Genomic DNA, 22094 nt, shown 5'->3' with positions numbered 1-22094 from the left:
AGGGATTTTGTCCCTGAAGGTAGATTTATCATTATAACGATGGGGCAAAAACCCGTCTAAGTAGCCCTAAGCTTGCTATCATCTTCCCACTTTGGATGTAATTTTTTAGCCCTTTATTTAGAACCCCTTTTTCCCTGCAAAGTACGCCGTGCAACTGAAATCCATCAAACTTTCCGGCTTTAAGTCTTTCGTTGACCCAACCCATTTTGAAATGCCTGGCCAATTAATTGGCGTTGTAGGCCCAAATGGTTGTGGAAAGTCCAACATTATTGATGCTGTTCGCTGGGTTTTGGGTGAATCCCGTGCCAGTGAATTGCGTGGTGAATCCATGCAGGATGTCATTTTTAATGGTTCTGGTTTACGTAAACCATCTGGCCGCGCCAGCGTTGAACTCATTTTTGATAATTCTGAAGGTCGTGCTCAAGGTCAATGGAGCGCATTTACTGAATTAGGTATTAAACGTGTACTGACGCGTGACGGTAATTCTAGTTATTACGTGAATAACCAAGTGGTACGTCGCAAGGATATTCAAGATATTTTCTTGGGCACTGGTATGGGTCCAAGAGGTTACGCGATTATTGGTCAGGGAACGATCAATCGAATTTTAGAAGCGAAACCAGAAGAGTTGCGTGTATTCCTTGAGGAAGCAGCTGGCGTTTCTAAATATAAAGAGCGTCGCAAAGAAACCGCAGCTCGTCTTGAAGATACTGTAGAAAATTTAACGCGTGTTGAAGATATTCTGCGCGAACTCGATCAGCAGCTGACTCGTCTCGAAAAGCAGGCAACAGTTGCTGAGCGTCATGCTGAACTTTCTGCGCAAATGAAATCGCAGCAACAGCTTTTGTGGTTTGTCCGTCAGACCGAGGCTGGTAAAGAGCAAGAGCGCCATGCCAACGGCATTCGCGACACTCAAGTGAATTTGGAAGAGCAAACAGCAAAGCTGCGCCACTCTGAAGCTGAGCTTGAAACCATGCGTACTCAACAGTACGCCTTACAAGACAAGGTATCTGAAGCACAGGGTGAGCTGTATCAAACTAATGCTGATGTAAGTCAGGTTGAATCACAAATTCATTATGTTCAAGAAGCACGCCAACGATTGCAACAACAAACTCAAGATCTGCAAGCACAATTACAGCGCTGGACCGTGCAAGAGACCGATGCTGCGCAGGCGCAACGTACTACTGAACACGAGCTCACATTAGCAGGTGAAAAAGAACAAACCTTGCTAACAGAGTTAAATGGTTTGCAAGAGCAAATGCCAAGTCGCGATGAGGCTTATCAAAATGCTTCTCGAGATTTGAATAACGCCCGTGAGACCTTGGCAACAATTGAGCAACGTCTTGCCAGTTTTGGTGAGCGTATTCGTTCAATGGCTGCACAGGCTGATGAGCTAAAAGGTCGCGAGACGCGCTTAACGAGCGAGCTTGATGGTATGCGTCGTCCGGACGCTGAAGCATTGCAAATGGCGATTGATCGTCATGCTATGGCGCAACGTAAGGTAGAAGAGGCAAGAGCACGCGCTAGTGAAACTCAGCAACGCGTTCCAGCGGCCGATGAGGCTCGTAATGCCGCACAGCAAAAGATACAAGTTGCCAATCAAGATTTAGCACAAACAGAGGCTAAGCTAACGGCACTAACTGCTTTGCAAGCAAGCGTTCAGGCGCAAGGCAAGATTGGTCCATGGTTGGAAAGTAAGGGGCTCAAAGAAAGTAAGCGACTCTGGCAAGAATTAAAAGTGGAGAGTGGTTGGGAAGCCGCTCTTGAATCAGTATTGCGTGAGCGTTTAGCCGCGGTAACAGCAAAAAGCGTTCAAGAAACATTGGCATTAGCGAATGATGCACCTCCAAGCCGTTTGGCAATTTTGCTCACTGAGGAAATTAGCCCTGCGCATACATCTGCCCCGGCGGATTTCACGCCTTTACTAAGTCGCGTGCAAAGTGCTGGCGCCGCTCGATTGACTGCAGTGTTACAAGAGTGGTTAGACAATATTTATATTGCCTCTAGTCTTGAAGATGCCTTACATCGCCGCGAAAAGCTTCCTGCCGGCGGTGCATTTGTTACCCAGCAAGGACATTTAGTAAGTCGTGTCGGCGTTCAGCTTTATGCGGCTGATTCTGAGCAAGCTGGCATGTTGGCGCGCGCTCAAGAGATGGAAAGTCTTGAGAAGCAATTACGCGCTCAACAATTAATGCAAAGTGAATTGCAGGGTGAACTTGATCAGTGCGTAGCGAATTACCAAGCCGCTCATCAGGCTGCGGAGCAAGCCCGCATTGCCGCTGAGCAGTCTGTGCAAGAGGCCCATGGCTTCGAAGTGGAAAGAATGCAATTGACTCAAGCTGAAGAGCAATATAGTCAGCGCGCTACGCAGATTCAGAATGAGTTGAGCGAGCTGCGTCAGCAAATGGAGCAGTTGAGTTTGACTCATGAACAAGCTGCTGCTGAGCTAAGCCAGTTGGAAGATTCCAAACAGGGGCATCAAGAAGCGTTATCTCAAGCTCAGCAAAAATTAGAGCTCGCCAGTCAAGAGCGCGACCATTTACGTGAGTCTTTGCGTGTTGCCGAGATGGCTGCTCAAGAAGCGGCATTTGCTACTCGCTCACTCCAACAGCGTATTGCTGATTTGCAGCGTGATCAAAGTACTGCGCGTACCCAAATCATGGAGATTCAGGATAAACATGATCAAGCTACACAAGAGCTAGAAACCCTCAGTGATGAAGAAGCACAGGAGAAGTTGCAGGGCTTGTTATTAGCCCGGAGTGCGCGCGAAGCTGCATTAGCAAACGCGCGCACGGAGCAGGATGCTCTATTGCACCAATTGCGCGAGGCTGATGAAGCCCGCATGCAAATTGAGCGTAGCTTGCAACCGATGCGAGATAAGGTGGTTGATCTCCAGTTACGTGAACAAGCTGCTCGTTTGAACTATGAGCAATTTGCGACATTGCTGGCCGATGCAGAGGCTGATCTAAGTGCTTTAGAGGCAAGCTTTAGTCCTGATCTGAAGATTGGCGCACTACAAAGCGAAGTCAATCGTCTTAATACTGAAATTCAGTCTTTGGGCCCGGTAAATATGGCTGCTTTAGATGAGCTCGCCAGCTCTCGTGAGCGTAAGCAGTTCTTAGATGCGCAATCTGCAGACTTGAATGAAGCAATGCAGACGCTGACAGATGCAATCGCCAAGATCGATGCCGAGACACGTGATTTATTGCAGGGTACCTTTAATCAAGTCAATACACACTTTGGAAAACTTTTCCCAGAATTGTTCGGTGGTGGACACGCTGAATTGGTTATGACTGGTGAAGAAATTCTGGACTCTGGCGTTCAGGTAATGGCGCAGCCTCCTGGTAAGAAAAATAGCAGCATTCATTTACTCTCTGGCGGTGAAAAAGCCTTGACTGCGATTGCCTTGGTTTTCTCATTATTCTTATTGAATCCGGCTCCGTTCTGTTTGCTAGATGAGGTTGATGCGCCATTAGACGATGCAAATACCTTGCGTTACGCGCAGATGGTTGCCAAAATGTCAGAAAAGACACAGTTTGTATTCATTTCGCATAATAAGATCACCATGGAAATTGCACATCAGTTAATTGGCGTCACGATGCAAGAGCAAGGCGTATCTCGTATTGTTGCCGTGGATATTTCTTCGGCGGTTTCTATGGTGGAGGCTGCTTAAGTGTACGTAGAACAAATCATGACGATGTTGGGTTTGTCTGATTTGCAGTTTGCTTTGGCCGCTATCGGCTTGCTAATATTGATATTGGTTGCCGTTCTCAATTGGAAGTACTCTCGTGCTCGTCGTAAGACAAATGAGCAAAGCACATATGTGTTTGATGATCGCATTGCACCCGAACCATCACTTACTAAAGGGTTCGCTGATGTCAATTTAGGAAGTCGCTTAGAGCCAAGCTTTGGTGATGTAATACCAGTGACCAGCTCTATGCAAGAAAAATTTTCAATCGATCCTCGCATTGACTGTGTGATCACACTTCGCTTCGATGAAGCCATTTCTGGTTCAGAAATTCTTGCTGAAATTCATCATTGGACTGATTTGAATGAAAATTCTGCGATCCAATGGAGTTGCGAGGGGCTTAATGCCGATCAAGATGCCACAGAAGATTGGGAGGATCTCCGATCAGAAGCTTCCTATTCCGAGTTACAACTAGCGATTCAATTGGCAAGTCGTCGAGGCCCAATAGGCGTTCTTGAGTTATCAGATTTTTGCTCTCGAGCACAGGCCCTAGCGGATACATTGGGCGCTCAAATCGACATGCCAAGTGTCAATATGATGCTTGAGAGTGCTAAAGAGTTGGATGCGGTTGCAGCAGAAAGCGATATTCAATTAAGTATTAATGTTTTGTTTGATGAGCCTTGTGCTTGGGAAAATTTTGATGCCCTAATGAGGCGGCGTGGTTTTAAACTGGCTCGCAATGGCTGTGGGTATGAATTTTTTAGCAATGGCAACCTTATTTTTAATAGTACCAACCTAAATCCAAATACACCTGTTACACAATTGACCTTGTTATTAGAGATTCCTTTAGTTACGCAAGATCAACGAGCTTTCGAAAGAATGTTGGGTGAGGGTGTTGAGATTGCTCAAGCAGCGCATGGCCGCTTAGTTGATGACAATGGTATTAATCTCAGTGAAGCAGCTGTGATTAGCATTCGACAGCACCTCGATATGCTTTATGCCAATCTCGAGAAGTCTGGTATTGCCGCAGGCTCTTCTACTGCCAGTAGACTCTTTAGTTAGGAATTACTTTGTCGTCCAAAAGTCCGACAAATTTAGCGGAGCGTTATGCATTTCTGCAAGCAGAATTGGCTCGCTTAGAGCATGCCTATTACGTTCTTGATAATCCCTTATTGCCAGATATTGAGTACGACAAACTCTATCGCGAGCTACTAGATATTGAAGCAGTCCATCCTGAATGGGTGACCTCTGAATCTTTATCTCAGCGTGTTGGAGGTGTTGCGTTAAAAGAGTTTGACTCGGTAACGCATGAAGTGCCAATGCTGTCTCTCAATAATGCATTTGAAGAAGCAGAGTTAGTTGCATTTGATCGTCGCTGTCGTGAAGGTTTGCACGCCGATCACGTGGCTTATGCTGGCGAACTTAAGTTTGATGGCCTTGCAATTTCCTTGCGTTATGAGAATGGGTCTTTAGTGCGCGCCGCCACTCGTGGGGATGGTGCTAGCGGTGAGGATGTCACAGCCAATATCAAAACGATTCGCGCTATTCCATTGAAGTTGACTGGTAAAGACCTTCCTAAGGTCTTAGAGGTGCGTGGCGAGGTATTTATGTACCTCAAAGATTTCCAAAAAATGAATCAACAGGCTGCTGCCTCAGGTGAAAAAGAATTTGCGAATCCTCGCAATGCAGCTGCTGGTAGTTTGCGCCAGTTGGATTCCAAAATTACGGCTAAACGACCACTCTCATTCTTTGCCTATGGCCTTGGTGCACTTGAGCCACAATCTTGGCTCCCAAAAACGCATGAAGAACTGCTAAATAAATATGTTGAATTAGGTTTGCCTGTTTGCTCTGAGCGCAAGGTATTGCATTCCGTTCAAGAAATCCTCGACTTCTACAATGCTATTGGGGCTAAGCGCGATGAATTGCCTTATGACATAGATGGCGTTGTCTATAAAGTGAATTCATTTGCAGAGCAAGCTAAGTTGGGCTATGTCTCCAGAGCGCCTCGATTTGCATTGGCGCATAAGTATCCCGCTCAAGAGGCACTCACAACCGTTTTAGGAATAGACGTTCAAGTCGGGCGTACAGGAGCGATTACGCCGGTAGCGCGTCTAGCCCCAGTAGAGGTGGGGGGCGTTACTGTTACCAATGCCACACTGCACAATGAAGATGAGGTTAGGCGTAAGGATGTTCGGATCGGTGATACGGTTTCCGTAAGGCGAGCAGGCGATGTGATTCCCGAGGTGGTATCGGTTGTTAAAGATCGTCGTCCTAGTGATGCCAAAGAATTTCAGATGCCAACCCGTTGTCCAGTATGTGACTCTCATATTGAGCGCCTGGCAGATGAAGCTGTTGCTCGTTGTAGTGGTGGTTTATTTTGCGGCGCCCAGCGCAAACAAGCGCTTATTCACTTCGCCCACAGAAGGGCGATGGATATCGAAGGATTGGGTGAAAAGATCGTGGATCAATTAGTTGATCAAAACTTAGTCAGAACGCCGGCAGATCTCTATCGCTTGGGTTTCACCGCTTTAGCTAATCTTGAGCGCATGGGTGAGAAGTCTGCTGATAATCTTATACAGGCAATCAATCAGTCTAGAAATACAACTTTAGCAAGATTCATCTTTGCCTTGGGTATTCGCCACGTTGGTGAAACTACGGCTAAAGATTTAGCGAATCACTTTCAGTCTATGCATGCATTAATGGATGCAACTACAGAAGAGTTACTCAGCGTTAAAGATGTAGGCCCCGTCGTTGCTGAGTCCATCACAAGCTTTATGGAAGAAGCCCATAATCGCGAAGTTATTGAGCAACTTTTAGCCTCAGGCATGCAACTTGCGGTAGAGGAGAAGGTGATCAGCGCCGCCGTGGCTGGAAAGACCTTTGTTCTGACGGGTACATTCCCAACCATGACACGTGATGAAGCTAAAGACTTGCTTGAAAAAGCGGGTGCAAAAGTAGCTGGCTCAGTATCGAAGAAAACCGACTACGTCGTTGCTGGTGCCGATGCAGGCAGCAAGCTCGCCAAAGCAGAAGAGTTGGGTGTGCCAGTGATTGATGAAGCGGGTATGCTTGATCTCTTGAAGTAAGAACTTTCTTATACTGCTTTAAGGTGGCGCACACAGCAGCATAAGTCTATGCTTTTCCCTTGCATATGAATCTTCTAGAAAAAATCTCTCCCATAGTTAGTCAATCGAATTGCGTGGAACAAGCAAATGCGATTCTTGCATCTTCGAGACCCTATTCACGTGCAACCAATGAAGGGCATATCACTGCTAGTGGTTTGGTTATTCGAGACAATAAGGTCCTGCTGATCTTTCATCCCCACATTAAAAAGTGGTTTCAGCCAGGTGGCCATATTGATGAAGGGGAGTCACCGATTGAAGCGGCTGTTCGTGAAGTTTATGAAGAAACAGGCTTAGTTTGCGTTGCTGATGCTGAGAATCCAGAGCCAATTGATGTCGATGTACATGAAATACCCGCTAATCCTGCAAAGAACGAATCAGCCCATCTGCACATCGATCTTCTTTATCAGTTGAAAGTACTGCGTGAAGAAAAGCCTCTTGAGAGCATAGGCTGCGCTTGGTTCTCTTTTGATGAAGTAGAAAGCGCTCGTATTCAGAGGGCCTTAAACCGCTTAAGCGCTTAACGCTTCAAGCAGCTCAGTCTCTAACTGAATCTGCAGCTTTGGATTTTTCCCAAGGTTGGCCGCATCTAATAGCAATACGTCCTCAACGCGCTCGCCGAGGGTGTTAATTCTGGCGGAGTGAATAGAAACCTGGTGCTTTGCTAGAACTCTAGAGATTGTGTAAAGCAAGCCCGTACGGTCACTGGCAGATAGTGCAAGGGTGTAATAGCGACCTCGATCATCCGGCATCATGTGAACTCGTGGCTGAATTGGGAAGATGCGTGATTGTCTTGATAAACGGCCCATGCTAGGGTTTGGCAAGGGGTCGGCTTTTGAGAGTGCCGCAGTCAGTTCGAACTCAACTAGTTGAATCAGGTCGCGATAGCTGCCGCCTTCATCTACAAGATTGCTTCCTGAAATCTGGAAACTATCAAGAGCATAGCCATGATGCGTCGTGTGAATGCGCGCATCCCAAATAGAAAAGCCATGTTTTTCAAAGTAGGCGCAAATTCGAGCAAATAGATCCTCTTGATCCTTAACATAGACAGCTACTTGTAATCCCTCTCCAACAGGTGAGAGTCTGGCCCTCACAATCGGCTGATCTGTATTTACCTTGTTGTATAGGTGGCGCGTTAACCAGGCGATATCGGATGAATCCTGTCTTAGGAAGAATGCAACATCTAATTGCTTCCAAAGATCTTCATACGAGACATCACTGATGCCATAAAGTCGAAGTTTGGCTCGAGATTCTTCTTGGTGTAGAGCCAGCTCTGAGGAAGCATCGGGTTTTGCACCGCCTAAAACCCTCAGGGTAGCGCGATAGAGGTCTTCAAGTAGTTTGCCTTTCCAGGCGTTCCACACTTTAGGGCTGGTACCGCGTACATCGGCTACAGTTAAAAGATATAGGGCGGTGAGGTGTCGTTCATCACCCATCTTCTTAGCAAATGCCTTCACAACATCGGGATCGGTAATGTCTTGTTTCTGAGCAACCTGACTCATATTAAGATGCTCAGCTACTAGCCACACCAAAAGTTCAGTATCTTTTTTATCTAGACCATGATCTTTTGCGAACTTGCGCATATCCGCTTTTCCAAGTTGCGAGTGATCGCCTCCACGACCTTTTGCAATGTCGTGAAAAAGTGCCGCGATGACGAGTAGCCAAGGTTTCTCGAAACGAGCAATTAAGCTGCTGCAAAATGGAAATTCATGGGTGTACTCAAGCACCATAAAGCGACGAACATTACGTAACACCATCAAGATATGTTGATCAACGGTATACACATGGAATAAGTCATGCTGCATTTGGCCAACAATTTTTCTGAATGCTGGCAAGTATCTTCCAAGCACGCTACTGCGGTTCATGAGGTGAAAAGCTCGGCTAACACCTTCCGGTTGCTTCAGGATTTCAATGAAAAGTGCTCGATTAATAGGATTGCTGCGCCACTTGGCATCCATTTTTGTGCGAGCGTTATAAAGCGCTCTAAAAATGGTGGCAGAGAGGCTCTTTACACTAGCGGTTTGCGCAAATACAAGGAAGGTGCGCAGAATTTGTTCTGGATGTTTTTGAAAGAGCTGTGGATCCGTGATATCTAGAACGCCTTGACGCTCGATAAAGAATTCATTTCCTTCGCCAGGTATTGGATGGGTCGTTTTAGATTCTTGTGGAAATAGTAGCGCTTCAATATTTTGTAGCAGCACATCGTTTAATTGGGTAACGGCTTTAGCCGCCCAATAATAGCGACGCATAATCGCTTCACTTGCTCGGCGTGATGATTCTTCTTCTATGCCCATCGCATGCGCTAAAGGAGATTGCAAATCAAATGCAATCACATCTTGCCGACGTCCGGCGATAAGGTGCAGATTAGCGCGCAAGGTTTCTAATAAGCGTTGATTGCGATTGAGCTCTGTGAGTTCTCGCCTAGTAATGAGCCCTGCCTCGTGCAAATCGTGAAAAGTATTGCCCAGTATGGCTGCCTTGCTGACCCATGAGATCACCTGAAGGTCGCGCAAACCACCCGGACTTTCTTTGCAATTTGGTTCTAGTGAGTACGGCGTATTTTGATATTTGTAGTGACGTTGAATCTGCTCTGCTAATTTCGCTTGGAAAAATGAACGTGGATCCATTGCGCTTTCAAAAGCTTTGGCAAATTCTTTAAATAAAGATCTTTGTCCAGAAAGATAGCGCGCCTCTAGCAGTGAGGTACGAACTGTGATGTCTTGTTCTGATTCAGAGATGCATTCGACAACGGTTCTCACTGAGGAGCCAATCTCTAATCCCGTATCCCAGCAGTTAGCAATAAATTGCTCTACTTTTTTTGCTACCCCTTCAGCTTCTTTGATCTCAATCGGAAGCAAAATTAAGATGTCGATGTCAGAATAGGGGAACAATGCACCTCTGCCATATCCACCGACAGCGACTAGCGTTGCTGAATTGCCTAAGTCACAAGCGCTCCACAGTTGAGCGAGTAATTGATCAGTAAATTTGCTCAATTGCTTGGTAAGTTTGCCTACCGCCTGCGTTTGCTTGAATTCTGCATATGCCGATTCGCGTGCAGAGCGAAGGCTTTTCGCATCCATGATCTTGCTTGTCGTTACCGACGAATTCATATTAGGCGCTAGCTGTGGATGGTCTAAATGAAAGACCTTTGACGCAGTCAGGGGGAGGGTTGCTGCCCTCAGACCAGGTAAGCACCTCAACGCCAGTGTTAGTTACAAGAAGTGTATGCTCCCATTGCGCTGAAAGGCTGCGATCTTTCGTTTTTACTGTCCATTGATCAGGCATTGTGCGAATTTCACGACGACCCGCATTGATCATAGGTTCAATCGTGAATGTCATGCCAGCCTGTAATTTTTCGCCAGTACCGGGACGACCGTAGTGCAGAATTTGCGGGTCTTGATGAAACACTTTTCCGATGCCGTGACCGCAATATTCACGGACAACGGAGTAGCCTGCTTTCTCGGCATGCGTTTGAATTACGTGACCAATATCTCCAAGTGAGGCACCGGGCTTCACTTGAGCAATACCCAGCCACATGCATTCAAAAGTAATTTGCGTGAGTCGCTTTGCCATGACTGAAACTTCACCAACCATGAACATGCGACTGGTGTCGCCGTAATAACCATCGGGGGTGATTACTGTGATATCTAAGTTGACGACATCCCCATTTTTGAGAACTTTGTCACCGGGAATGCCATGGCAGATCACATCGTTTACTGAGGTACAAATCGATGCTGGAAATGGAGGGTAGCCAGGCGGCTGATAGTTGAGTGGCGCCGGGATAGTCTTTTGAACATCACGCATATAAGTGTGGCAAATGCGATCTAGCTCCCCTGTGGTCACTCCTGCTTTTACATGGGGGGCAACATGATCCAAAACTTCGCTGGCTAAGCGGCCAGCTTCACGCATCCCTTGGATATCTTTTTCAGCGGTAAATACACTATTCATGCCTTGATTATCAACGACTTGAGGGGATTTTTCTGACCCTAAGTGCTTAAAAAATGGGCAATGTTTCCTTTTTTTAGGGCATTTGAGGTGGTTGGTAGCCCTATCAGTCTAGGATGAGAGTGGGCTCTACCTAGCTAGATCATTGATATTTAAGCTATAATTTTGGTCTCAGGTCTATTTTGGACTTGAAATCGCGAGTTGAGCCTTCCAGGGTGGCGTTATTTAGCGCAGCTAGGACTCAACTTTAGAACCAACCCTTAGGAGAAGTTATGTCAGTAACTATGCGTCAAATGCTGGAAGCCGGTTGCCATTTTGGTCACCAAACTCGCTTCTGGTCCCCAAAGATGGCCCCATTCATTTTCGGTCATCGCAACAAAATCCACATCATCAACTTGGAAAAAACATTGCCAATGTTTCAGGACGCCCTGAAATTTGCAAAACAAGTTGCTGCTAATCGTGGCACGATTTTATTTGTAGGTACAAAGCGTCAATCACGCGAAATCATTGCTGAAGAAGCAACTCGCGCTGGTATGCCTTACATCGACAGTCGTTGGTTGGGTGGTACGCTCACCAACTTCAAAACTGTTAAAGGCTCCCTCAAGCGTTTGAAGGACATGGAAGTTGCCAAAGAAGCTGGCGATTGGGAAAAGCTTTCTAAGAAAGAGGCTTTAACAAACGATCGCGAACTCGACAAATTGCAAAAAGCGCTTGGTGGTATCAAAGATTTGAACGGCGTTCCTGATGCGATTTTCGTAGTGGATGTTGGCTATCACAAGATTGCTATTACTGAAGCTAACAAGCTTGGCATCCCAGTAATCGCTGTAGTGGATACCAACCATTCACCAGAAGGCGTTGATTATGTTATTCCTGGTAACGATGACTCAAGCAAGGCAGTAACTCTATACGCACGCGGCATTGCCGACGCCATTTTGGAAGGTCGTGCAAATGCAGTTCAGGAAGTTTTAACTGCAGTTAAAGAAGGCGAAGAAGAGTTTGTTGAAGAAGGGAAAGCTGAATAATGGCCGCAATTACCGCTGCAATGGTTGGCGAACTCCGCGCCAAAACCGATGCTCCAATGATGGAGTGCAAGAAAGCATTGACTGAGGCTGATGGTGATATGGCCCGTGCGGAAGAAATTCTGCGTGTAAAACTCGGTAGCAAAGCAGGTAAAGCGGCTTCACGTGTTACTGCTGAAGGTATCGTTGCATCCTCCATCAATGGCACTACTGGCGCTTTGTTGGAAGTCAACTGCGAAACTGACTTCGTATCAAAGAATGATGATTTCTTGGCATTTGCAAATGATTGCGTGAAGTTGGTGGCCGAGAAGAACCCTGCTGACGTAGCTGCTTTATTGGCATTGCCTTTGAATGGCTCTACTGTTGACGAAGTGCGTAGCGCTTTGATCGGCAAGATTGGTGAGAACATCATGCCACGTCGCTTTAAGCGTTTTGCTGGTGGCAACAAGTTGGTTTCTTATCTACACGGCACTCGTATTGGTGTAATGGTTGAGTTTGATGGTGATGAAGTTGCCGCTAAAGATGTGGCAATGCACGTTGCTGCTATGAAGCCAGTTGCTTTGTCTACTGCGGATGTACCAGCTGAGTCCATCGCGATTGAGCGTAGCGTAGCTGTTCAAAAAGCTGCTGAATCTGGCAAACCACCAGAGATCGTTGAGAAGATGGTTGAAGGTTCTATCCAGAAGTACCTCAAAGAGGTGTCTCTTTTGAACCAAACTTTCGTTAAAAACGATAAGCAAACTGTTGAGCAAATGCTTAAAGCTGCCAATACCAGCGTGAAGGGATTCACGATGTTTGTTGTGGGCGAGGGCATTGAGAAGCGTCAAGACGACTTTGCTGCTGAAGTGGCTGCTCAGGTTGCCGCTGCCTCAAAAGCAACTGCTTAATTAGTCCTTTTCGGGCTTGCCCCGATCGGCCTAGGCTCATGGGCACAGAAACCTTAGTTTCTGTGCCCTTTTCTTTGATTATTCCTAAGCCATTTATAATTCTAAGCAGGTATCAAAAGTGCTTAAAGATCAATAAGCTAAGTATGAAAATTACTTGGCAAATTACGGAAAATATATATGCCAGGCTATAAACGTGTCCTCCTCAAATTATCTGGTGAAGCCCTGATGGGGGATGATGCTTTTGGCATTAATCCAGTCACCATTGATGCCATGGTTTCTGAAATTGCTCAAGTGGTAAATAGTGGAGTTGAGCTAGCGATTGTGATCGGCGGAGGAAATATTTTCCGCGGTGTTGCTGGTGGTGCGGCTGGTATGGATCGAGCAACAGCTGATTATATGGGCATGTTAGCAACCATGATGAACTCACTTGCCTTGCAAGATGCATTGCGTCAAAAGGGAGTTGAGGCACGCGTTCAATCCGCCTTGAGAATGGATCAAGTGGTTGAGCCCTATATTCGTCCTCGCGCAATTCGTGCAATGAGTGAAGGCAAAGTCGTTATTTTTGCCGCAGGTACTGGCAACCCATTCTTTACAACTGATACTGCAGCAGCCTTGCGTGGTGCGGAGATGGGCGTAGAGGTGATGCTAAAGGCAACGAAGGTTGATGGCATCTATAGCGCCGATCCAGTGAAGGATCCAACGGCAACGCTCTACAAAACCATTACGTTTGATGAGGCATTAATTAAAAACTTACAAGTTATGGATGCCACTGCATTTGCCTTGTGTCGCGACAGAAAATTACCAATCAAAGTATTTTCAATACTCAAGCCAGGCGCATTAATGCGTGTTGTGCAGGGTGAGCCTGAAGGTACTTTGGTGCACGTTTAATAGGAGGTCAGATGTCTGCAGCAGAAATTAAAACCAATACCGATCAAAAGATGCAAAAGTCTCTTGAATCTTTGAAGACTAGTCTTGCAAAGATTCGCTCAGGACGCGCCAACCCTGGAATTTTGGAGCATATTCAAGTTGAGTATTACGGCAACCCAACCCCATTGAGTCAGGTTGCAAGCTTAGGATTGGCTGATGCCCGTACGATCAATGTTCAGCCATTTGAAAAGACAATGGTTGCTGTTGTGGAAAAAGCCATTCGCGATTCCGATTTGGGTCTTAATCCAGCTTCGCAAGGCACGGTAATCCGTGTGCCAATGCCAGCACTGACTGAAGAGCGTCGTCGCGAACTTACTAAAGTCGTGAAGAGCGAAGGTGAGGATGCAAAAATCGCTGTGCGTAACTTGCGTCGTGATGCTAATGAGCATCTAAAGCGTTTGACGAAAGATAAAGAAATTTCTGAGGATGAAGAGCGTCGCGCTACTGATGAAATTCAGAAGATGACCGATAAAGCCGTCGTTGAAATAGACAAAATCATCTCTGAAAAAGAAAAAGAAATCATGACGGTTTAACCGTATTAAGTTTCACCTTTTATGACTCAACACCTTAGCTCAACGCAGGCCATACCAGAGGTTAGCTCCATTCCTCGCCACGTGGCGATCATTATGGATGGCAATGGGCGCTGGGCTAGTAAGCGCATGATGCCTCGGGTGGCTGGGCACTCTGAAGGTTTAGGTGCCGTCCGAAAAATTGTTCAAGAGTGTCGCCGTATTGGTGTTGAGTACTTGACGGTCTTTGCATTTAGTTCGGAAAACTGGCGTCGCCCACCTGAAGAGGTGGGTTTTTTAATGAAGTTATTTCTAAAATCCCTGAAAGGTGAAGTCTCCCGTCTTGCAGAAAATGATATTTGTCTGCGGCTTATTGGGGACTTAAGTCGTTTTGATAATGCAATTCAGGAGATGGTCCAATTCTCTGAGGCAAAGACGGCAGGTTGTAAAGCGCTGACATTTACGATTGCTGCCAACTACGGCGGACGCTGGGATATATTGCAGGCAATGCAAAGGTGCGTTGCAGCGAACCCTAACTTGAAGCCCGAAGACATCAACGAGGAGTTGCTCCAGCCGTATCTCTCTATGGCTTATGCGCCAGAGCCTGATTTGTTTATTCGTACGGGTGGCGAGCAACGCGTTAGCAACTTTTTGCTTTGGCAATTGGCCTATACAGAGCTGTATTTCACGGATGTACTTTGGCCAGACTTTGATGAAGCGGAATTACACAAAGCATTTAATTGGTTTAGTCAGCGTGAACGCCGCTTCGGGCGAACTAGTGCTCAGCTTTCATCGCAAGTAATGAGCGATGCTGTCTAATTTAAGAGCCCACTTTTCATGTTGAAGACCCGAATTATTACTGCCATTGTTCTGTTGGCGGTATTGCTACCAATTCTATTTTTTCTGCCTGCAGTTTATGTAGGCGCTTTTTTCCTCGTGGCGATATTTGCGGGCGCATGGGAATGGGGTCGCTTATTGTCTCCTGAGGCACCTCGTGCAGCTTGGCTATATGCGGCATTTTGTTTGGCAATCATTTTTGTTTTACTGGGTTTACAAAATGTGGCTTGGCAGTTTTCCTTGCTATTGCTGGCAGTCATCTTTTGGTTTTTTATTGCCCCTTTCATTTTGGCAAAGGGCATGAATTTATCATTACAAAAATTACGCCCTTTTTATGTTGTACTTGGCCTCATACTCTTACCAGCAACTTGGTTTGCAATCGTTTTCTTGCGAGAGTTGGGTTTAGTCTTTTTGCTTTCCACAATGGCCTTGGTTTGGGTGGCGGATATTGGCGCTTATTTTGTTGGCAAAGGTTTTGGTAAGCGTAAGCTCGCTGTGCAAATTAGTCCTGGTAAGTCTGTAGAGGGTGCGCTAGGCGGTCTTGTACTTTGTTATGCGTATGCCCTAGCTTGCATATTCTTCTTGCCATTTGAGTCCACCATATTTGGTGCGTGGGCTATTCGTTTTGGATGGGTGCCCATGTTATTGATGGTGACCTTGTTAACGGCATTTAGTATTTTGGGGGATCTCTTTGAATCGCAGTTAAAGCGCTTGGTAGGCGTAAAAGATAGCAGTCAGTTATTGCCAGGTCACGGTGGTGTGCTTGATCGTGTGGATGCATTAATTCCAACAATGCCCATTGCAGCAATTCTTGCGGGTCTAGTGTAATGACAAGACGCATTGCTATTCTGGGCTCTACTGGTTCAATTGGCGTGAATACATTAGATGTTATTCGCGCACACCCAGATCGCTTTAAGGTAGTGGCGCTGACTGCAGGTAAGCAGATCGATCGATTGGTGGAGCAGTGCATAGAGTTTAAGCCTGCGATTGCGTCAGTATCTGAAGCTGATGATGCCAAACGTCTTGAAGCACTGTTGCGTCAAAAAAATATCTCGACCCAGGTGATGCATGGTCCAGGATCGCTTGTTGCAGCCGTGACTGATTCGAACTGCGATACAGTCATGGCGGCAATTGTAGGTGCAGCTGGTCTAGTTCCTGCGCTTGCAGCCGCCAAAGCAGGCAAAAGAGTTTTGTTGGCCAATAAAGAAGCTTTGGTCATGTCGGGCAATTTATTTATGCAAGCCATTAGCGCTGGTGGCGGCGAGTTATTACCGATTGATAGTGAACACAATGCCATTTTTCAATGCTTGCCAAATAATTTCACTCAAGCTTCCACTACACAAAATGCTCATTTAGGCGTTGAGGAATTGTGGCTCACTGCATCTGGCGGCCCATTCCGAAATACCCCGTTAGATCAGCTTGCTAGCATTACTCCAGAACAGGCATGCGCTCATCCAAACTGGGTGATGGGCAGAAAAATCTCCGTGGACTCAGCAACCATGATGAATAAGGGCTTAGAAGTAATTGAGGCCTTTTGGTTGTTTGGTCTTCCACTGGAAAAAATTAAAGTATTGATACACCCGCAAAGCGTTGTGCATTCAATGGTTCGCTATCGTGATGGTTCTGTGTTGGCTCAATTGGGTCAGCCGGATATGCGCACACCCATTGCTTATGGATTAGCGTGGCCGGATAGGATCGCTGCGGGAGTTGCACCACTCAGCTTGACTCAGTTGGCTAACTTGAGTTTTTCAGAGCCAGACTTATCACGTTTTCCATGCTTGTCATTGGCGTTCGCCGCAGCGCAGTCTGGCGGTACGGCACCTACTGTATTAAATGCTGCGAATGAAATTGCTGTGGCTGCATTTTTGGATGAAGGTCTACCGTATTTGCAAATACCTGTTGTTGTAGATAAATCATTAAACGCAATTGGCGCAAGTAAAGCGGATTCTCTGGACGCCATCTTAGAGGTTGATGCGCGAGCTAGAGCCGTAGCGCGGGATTTCATTCGAGCTCTTTAAGATAAATGTTTTAAGGTAATGATTTCATGCAGGCATTAATTACACTTGGTGCATTTTTATTGACTCTGGGGGTCTTGGTTAGCTTCCATGAGTTTGGGCATTTCTTGGCAGCGAGAGCTTGTGGCGTAAGAGTATTGCGGTTCGCGATAGGCTTTGGAAAACCGCTATTCACATATCGAGCACCCAATCAAACCGAGTGGGTTTTGGCTTCAATTCCTTTGGGTGGCTATGTGAAGCTCTTGGATGGTCGTGATCGGAATCAAGTAATACGCCTTGATGATCAAAAAGATGCGTTTGATCACAAACCACTTTGGCAACGTTCTCTGATTGTAGCCGCAGGACCATTCGCCAATTTCTTCTTAGCGGTTGTTCTGTTTTCTGTGATTTATGTTTCTGGCGTTCCTCAACTGCCAGCGGTATTGCAAAATCCTCCTGAAAAATCGATTGCTTCTCAACTGGGTATTTCTCAAGGCGATCGAGTTTTGGGTTGGCAAGAATTAAGCTCCGATGTAGTGCCCATCGCTGGAGAATTTGAGCCTGTTCTGAGTTGGAATTCTCTACGCTGGAACTTGATGGATGCCTTAACTGGAAATACTGGATTTGCTTTGGATCTTGAAGATTCTCAAGGTAGCCACTTCATTAAGTCGTTTAAGGCTGAGGATCTTCCAAAAATGCGGCCAGATACAGACCCCATGAAAGAGCTCGGTCTTTTGCCTATCGCGGCACCCTTAAATCAGTGGCCAGAGCTGAAATTAAACCCTTTTGACGCCTCAGTGCTAGCTACCCAACGGGTTTGGCTAATTACCAAGGTGTCAGCAAGGCTAATGCTAGGGATGTTTACCGGCCAGGCCTCCCTGAAGCAGCTTGGGGGGCCCTTAAGTATTGCGGATATGGCTGGTAAGTCCGTCCAGGTTGGCTGGCAACCCTTTTTGGCATTTTTGGCACTAATTAGCATCAGTATTGGGATGCTCAATCTCCTGCCTTTTCCCATGCTAGATGGGGGTCAGCTCCTGTATGATGCATGGGAGTTAGTTGCTGGAAAGCGGATCTCGGTTTCGGTGCAAGAGCAGCTCCAAAAAGTGGGCTTTTTATTGCTGATTTCCCTTTCGCTTTTGGCATTGTTTAACGATTTACAACGCTATTTTTCGCCTTGAATTTTCTGAACCTATCCTCCTTCCGCTTTATGCGATTTTTAGCAAGACTCATTCTGCTGTTATCCATTGGATTGAGTTTGCATGTTCATGCAGCAGATTCTTTTGTTGTCAAAGATATTCGAGTAGAAGGTTTGCAACGAGTAGAGCCTGGAACTGTATTTAGTTATTTATCGGTTCAGGTTGGTGACACCTTTACAGAGGAGAAGGGTGCTGAAGCAATTAAGGCTCTGTATAGCACCGGCTTTTTCAGGGATGTGCAAATTCAAGCGCAAGGCAATGTGCTGATCGTGATCGTTGATGAGCGACCCACTATCTCCCGAATTGAGTTCACGGGAATGAAAGAATTTGATCAGGAGATTGTTCGCAAGTCTCTGAAAACCGTTGGCGTAGCGGAGGCCCGTTTTTACGATAAAGCTTTAATTGATAAGGCCGAACAAGAATTAAAGCGTCAATACGTTGGTAAGGGTATGTTTGCAGCCGAAGTGGTTGCTACGGTTACCCCTGTGGAGCGCAATCAAGTCGCTATTTACTTCAATATTGATGAAGGACCTGTTGCCAAAATCCAAGAAATTAATTTCATTGGTAATGAAGCATTCAGTGAAGGCACTCTGCGTGGCGAAATGCAGCTTAAGACTGGTGGTTGGCTCTCTTGGTACAGCAAAGACAATTTGTACTCCAAGCAAAAGCTCACCGCTGATTTGGAAACAATTCGCTCCTATTATTTGAATCGTGGGTACCTTGAGTTTGTGATTGAGTCCACACAGGTTTCGATTACCCCCGATAAAAAGGGAATTTACCTGACGATTAGTATTCGTGAGGGTAAAAAATTCACCGTTAAAGATGTGCGTTTGGCTGGTGAGTTATTAGGTAAAGAGGCGGAGCTAAAGCAGTTAATCGTGCTTAAGCCTGGCGATACGTTCTCGTCTGCAAAATTAACAGAGAGCACTAAGGCAATTGCTGAAGTATTGGGCTCTTATGGTTATGCTTTTGCAACCATCAATCCACAGCCAGACATTCGTCGTGAGCAAGCTGAGGTTGATTTGACCCTAGTGATTGATCCAGGGCGCCGTATTTATGTTCGTAAAGTAGAAATTTCTGGAAATGCTAAAACTCGGGATATGGTGATTCGTCGCGAGATGCGTCAATTTGAAAGCTCCTGGTTTGATAGCGACAAAATTGATTTATCCAAAAAACGTCTTGGTCGTTTAGGCTATTTCACTGAAACAGATATCACCACCGAAGATGTTCCTGGATCACCAGATCAGGTGGATGTCAATGTGAAGGTAACTGAAAAGCCCACGGGCGCCGTAACAATCGGTGCTGGCTTCTCCTCTACTGAAAAGCTGATTCTTTCCGCAGGTATCAATCAAGATAACGCGTTTGGTACTGGTACCTCTGTTGGTTTGAACGCCTCTGTGGGTAAGATCAATCAGAACCTAACGCTTTCAAATTACGACCCGTACTTTACTGAAGATGGTATTAGTCGCTATACCGATCTCTACTACAGATCATCCAAGCCTTTGTACTATGTAGGCGACCCTGACTATCAAATCAAGTCTGTGGGTTCGAACATTAAGTTTGGCGTTCCCTATACAGAAGTGGACCGTGTATTTTTTGGTACGGGTGTTGAGGCATTCCAAATTCAGACGACGGTCAATACGCCGATTCCATACTTAAATTACGCACAGAGTTATGGTATCGCCGCTCCTGGGTACCCAGGCACACTTACAACCTATAACGTACCTTTAACTGTTGGTTGGGCGCGTGATGGTCGCGATAGCGCATTGATTCCCTCGGACGGTTCTTTGCAGCAGCTCTCTGCGGAGGCTGGAACCCCAGTTGGAAATATGACCTTCTATCGTATGTATGGTCAGTACCAGAAGTATCACTCTTTTTCTAAAGGCAATATTTTGTCCTTTAATGGAGAAGTTGGATACGGTCAGGCCTACGGAAATAATCCTTTCCCAATTACTAAGAACTACTATGTTGGTGGTATCGGATCTGTTCGCGGATATGCGCCTGGATCATTAGGCCCACAGTACTACAACTCAGTGATTGGAGCTTGGCAGCCAACGGGTGGCCAGTCAAAAATTGTAGGAAATGTTGAGTATACGGTGCCTGTGCCTGGATCCGGAGTTGATAAGACCTTGCGAACTTTTGCATTTATCGATGGAGGTAATGCTTTTGGGAATAATCTCAATTTGGTCTTGAATTATTCATATGGATTGGGTATATCATGGATATCTCCATTGGGACCGTTAAAATTCAGTTATGGTATTCCGTATAAGCCATTCCCTAACGCCAATGTGCAGCGCTTGCAGTTCCAAGTTGGTACAGCGTTTTAATTGTTTAAGGAAAGTATTTATGAAGTTTGCTCAACCCTCTAAATCGCTTAAATGGATTTTGGCTATTGCTGCCTTAGCCTTCAGTGGGTCACAGGTTTTTGCGCAAGATGCTGGTACACGAGTTGCCGTTGTAAATTCTGAAAAGGTCTTTAACGAATCTAATCTCGCCAAGGCGATGCAGACTCGTTTGCAAAATGAATTTACCAAGCGTCAGAATGATTTGCGTGATAGCGCCCAAAAAATACAGACGGCCGCTGAAAAATTGGATCGTGATGCTGCAGTGATGAATGAAGCTGAACGTGTTCGCCGTCAACGTGAATTGGCTGACCAAGATCGTGAGTTGCAACGCAAACAGCGTGAGTTCACAGAAGATCTCAATCAGCGTACTTTTGAAGAGCGCGCAAAGATTGCCGAGAAGGCAAATGTGGTATTGCGCCAGATTGCAGAGCAACGTAAGTTAGACATCATTGTTCAAGAGGCGGCTTTTGTAAGTCCAAAAGCCGATATTACTGATGATGTCATCAAGGCCTTAAATAGCCAGAAGTAATCTATGCCTACCGCCATCGAGCTGGCCAATCAGTTTCAAGCAAGCTTGGTGGGGGAGGCTTCTAGCCCCTTTGTTGGCTTAGCCCCTTTAGAGAGGGCAACACAAAACCAAATCTCGTTTTTATCTAACCCCCTGTATCGTCAGCAGGCTGCTGAGAGTGGTGCGGGAGCGCTCATTGTTAGCAAGTCTGACTTTGATTTTTTGCAAGCCAATCCTGGAAAGTATTCTGCGCAACGCGTTTATTTCATTGCCCAGAACCCTTACGCAACCTTTGCCAGGATGGCGCAGCATTTTGCAAAACAAAATGCCCCGACTTATGCTCCAGGCATTCATGCGAGCGCGGTAATAGATTCATCAGCAGTTGTTCCTGCCTCATGTCATATTGGACCATTTGTGCAAATCGGTTCAAATGTAAAGCTAGGTGAGCGGGTTGTGATTCTGGGTAATGCGTCTATTGGCAGAGATAGTGTCATTGCTAGCGATACTCTGATTTATCCATCTGTATCTCTTTACTCTGGAACACATATTGGAGAGCGTTGCATTATTCATAGTGGAGTAGTGATTGGCTCGGATGGATTTGGATTTGCTCCAGACTTTTCTGCGACGGGTAGTGAGTGGGTCAAAATTCCCCAAACTGGTAATGTGGTGATTGGCGATGATGTTGAAATCGGTGCCTCAACTACGATTGATCGCGGCGCTATGAGTGATACCGTAATTGGCTCGGGAACCAAGATTGATAATCAAGTACAAATTGCACACAATGTCATCATTGGAAAGTGTTGCGTCATTGCGGGTTGTGCGGCAATTTCAGGTAGTACCAAGATCGGAAACTTCTGCATTATCGGCGGCGCAGCTAATTTTGCTGGGCATTTAACGATTGCAGACAGAACTACTGTTTCTGGTAACACATCCATTATTCGTTCTATTACCGAGCCTGGCCAGCATTTCACGGGTGTTTATCCTTCGATGCTACATGCCGCTTGGGAAAAGAATGCGGCAATATTGCGTGGGCTAGATAAAATACGTCAACGTTTACGATTATTAGATAAAAAGTAAAGGTCGATAATCCTCGGATTGAGATCAATACAATACAACCTTA

At 46.0% G+C, this 22094-nt stretch carries 16 protein-coding genes and 1 pseudogene; 15 read left to right on the top strand and 2 right to left on the bottom strand.

All coding sequences use genetic code 11. The features are described from left to right. Window positions 1-148: 148 nt before the first annotated feature. The 4 genes from smc (at window position 149) to NHB35_RS07780 (ending at window position 7331) form a co-directional block, all read left to right on the top strand. A complete protein-coding gene (gene smc / locus NHB35_RS07795) occupies window positions 149-3670 on the top strand; it encodes a chromosome segregation protein SMC (protein ID WP_353431812.1) in 3522 nt (1173 codons plus the stop codon). After that, window positions 3671-4747: a cell division protein ZipA C-terminal FtsZ-binding domain-containing protein gene (locus NHB35_RS07790; RefSeq protein WP_353431811.1), complete on the top strand. Its 1077-nt coding sequence runs from the start codon at window positions 3671-3673 to the stop codon at window positions 4745-4747. It abuts the gene before it with no gap. Between the two features lie 8 nt (window positions 4748-4755). Beyond that, window positions 4756-6771 carry an NAD-dependent DNA ligase LigA gene (ligA, locus tag NHB35_RS07785; protein WP_353431810.1) on the top strand — a complete coding sequence of 672 codons (2016 nt, stop codon included), beginning with the start codon at window positions 4756-4758 and terminating at the stop codon, window positions 6769-6771. Between the two features lie 113 nt (window positions 6772-6884). Continuing rightward, a complete protein-coding gene (locus NHB35_RS07780; protein WP_353431809.1) occupies window positions 6885-7331 on the top strand; it encodes an NUDIX domain-containing protein in 447 nt (148 codons plus the stop codon). Here NHB35_RS07780 and NHB35_RS07775 read toward each other — a convergent pair. Together NHB35_RS07775 and map are read right to left on the bottom strand one after the other, a co-directional pair. Then, a complete protein-coding gene (locus NHB35_RS07775; RefSeq protein ID WP_353431808.1) occupies window positions 7320-9917 on the bottom strand; it encodes a [protein-PII] uridylyltransferase in 2598 nt (865 codons plus the stop codon). The two genes, NHB35_RS07780 and NHB35_RS07775, sit on opposite strands and share 12 nt — an antisense overlap. A 1-nt stretch (window position 9918) precedes the next feature. After that, window positions 9919-10818, bottom strand: a pseudogene (gene map / locus NHB35_RS07770) (type I methionyl aminopeptidase); the annotation flags it as partial. A 206-nt stretch (window positions 10819-11024) separates the two neighbouring features. On the opposite strand from map, the gene rpsB reads away from it, so the two are divergent. The 11 genes from rpsB to lpxD all read left to right on the top strand — a co-directional run bounded on the left by rpsB (window position 11025) and on the right by lpxD (window position 22051). Then, window positions 11025-11774 (top strand): 30S ribosomal protein S2, encoded by a 750-nt coding sequence (gene rpsB, locus NHB35_RS07765; protein WP_173956148.1) that lies wholly within the window; start codon window positions 11025-11027, stop codon window positions 11772-11774. Then, complete coding sequence (tsf, locus tag NHB35_RS07760) at window positions 11774-12658, top strand: translation elongation factor Ts (protein WP_173956147.1); 885 nt, start codon at window positions 11774-11776, stop codon at window positions 12656-12658. Before rpsB ends, tsf begins: the two co-directional genes overlap by 1 nt. A gap of 177 nt (window positions 12659-12835) precedes the next feature. Then, a complete protein-coding gene (gene pyrH / locus NHB35_RS07755; protein WP_173956146.1) occupies window positions 12836-13546 on the top strand; it encodes a UMP kinase in 711 nt (236 codons plus the stop codon). An 11-nt stretch (window positions 13547-13557) separates the two neighbouring features. Then, window positions 13558-14118 (top strand): ribosome recycling factor, encoded by a 561-nt coding sequence (gene frr / locus NHB35_RS07750; RefSeq protein WP_215389197.1) that lies wholly within the window; start codon window positions 13558-13560, stop codon window positions 14116-14118. Between the two features lie 21 nt (window positions 14119-14139). Then, window positions 14140-14913 carry a polyprenyl diphosphate synthase gene (gene uppS, locus NHB35_RS07745; protein ID WP_353431807.1) on the top strand — a complete coding sequence of 258 codons (774 nt, stop codon included), beginning with the start codon at window positions 14140-14142 and terminating at the stop codon, window positions 14911-14913. A gap of 18 nt (window positions 14914-14931) precedes the next feature. Then, complete coding sequence (locus tag NHB35_RS07740) at window positions 14932-15759, top strand: phosphatidate cytidylyltransferase (protein WP_353431806.1); 828 nt, start codon at window positions 14932-14934, stop codon at window positions 15757-15759. Beyond that, complete coding sequence (gene ispC, locus NHB35_RS07735) at window positions 15759-16949, top strand: 1-deoxy-D-xylulose-5-phosphate reductoisomerase (protein WP_353431805.1); 1191 nt, start codon at window positions 15759-15761, stop codon at window positions 16947-16949. The genes NHB35_RS07740 and ispC overlap by 1 nt, the downstream gene beginning before the upstream one ends. A gap of 26 nt (window positions 16950-16975) precedes the next feature. Then, the gene (locus tag NHB35_RS07730; RefSeq protein WP_353431804.1) at window positions 16976-18103 is read left to right on the top strand and encodes a site-2 protease family protein; all 1128 of its coding nucleotides are present in this window, start codon (window positions 16976-16978) and stop codon (window positions 18101-18103) included. Window positions 18104-18132: 29 nt separating this feature from the next. Beyond that, window positions 18133-20448 (top strand): outer membrane protein assembly factor BamA, encoded by a 2316-nt coding sequence (bamA, locus tag NHB35_RS07725; protein ID WP_353433424.1) that lies wholly within the window; start codon window positions 18133-18135, stop codon window positions 20446-20448. Between the two features lie 19 nt (window positions 20449-20467). After that, complete coding sequence (locus NHB35_RS07720) at window positions 20468-20995, top strand: OmpH family outer membrane protein (RefSeq protein WP_353431803.1); 528 nt, start codon at window positions 20468-20470, stop codon at window positions 20993-20995. A 3-nt stretch (window positions 20996-20998) separates the two neighbouring features. Then, a complete protein-coding gene (lpxD, locus tag NHB35_RS07715; protein WP_353431802.1) occupies window positions 20999-22051 on the top strand; it encodes a UDP-3-O-(3-hydroxymyristoyl)glucosamine N-acyltransferase in 1053 nt (350 codons plus the stop codon). The last annotated feature ends 43 nt before the right edge of the window (window positions 22052-22094 follow it).

It is taken from the genome of Polynucleobacter sp. MWH-UH23A (assembly GCF_040409805.1).
GTDB lineage: Bacteria > Pseudomonadota > Gammaproteobacteria > Burkholderiales > Burkholderiaceae > Polynucleobacter.
The sequence above is the reverse complement of the archived record's forward strand: the minus strand, read 5'-3'. Positions and strand labels throughout refer to the sequence as shown.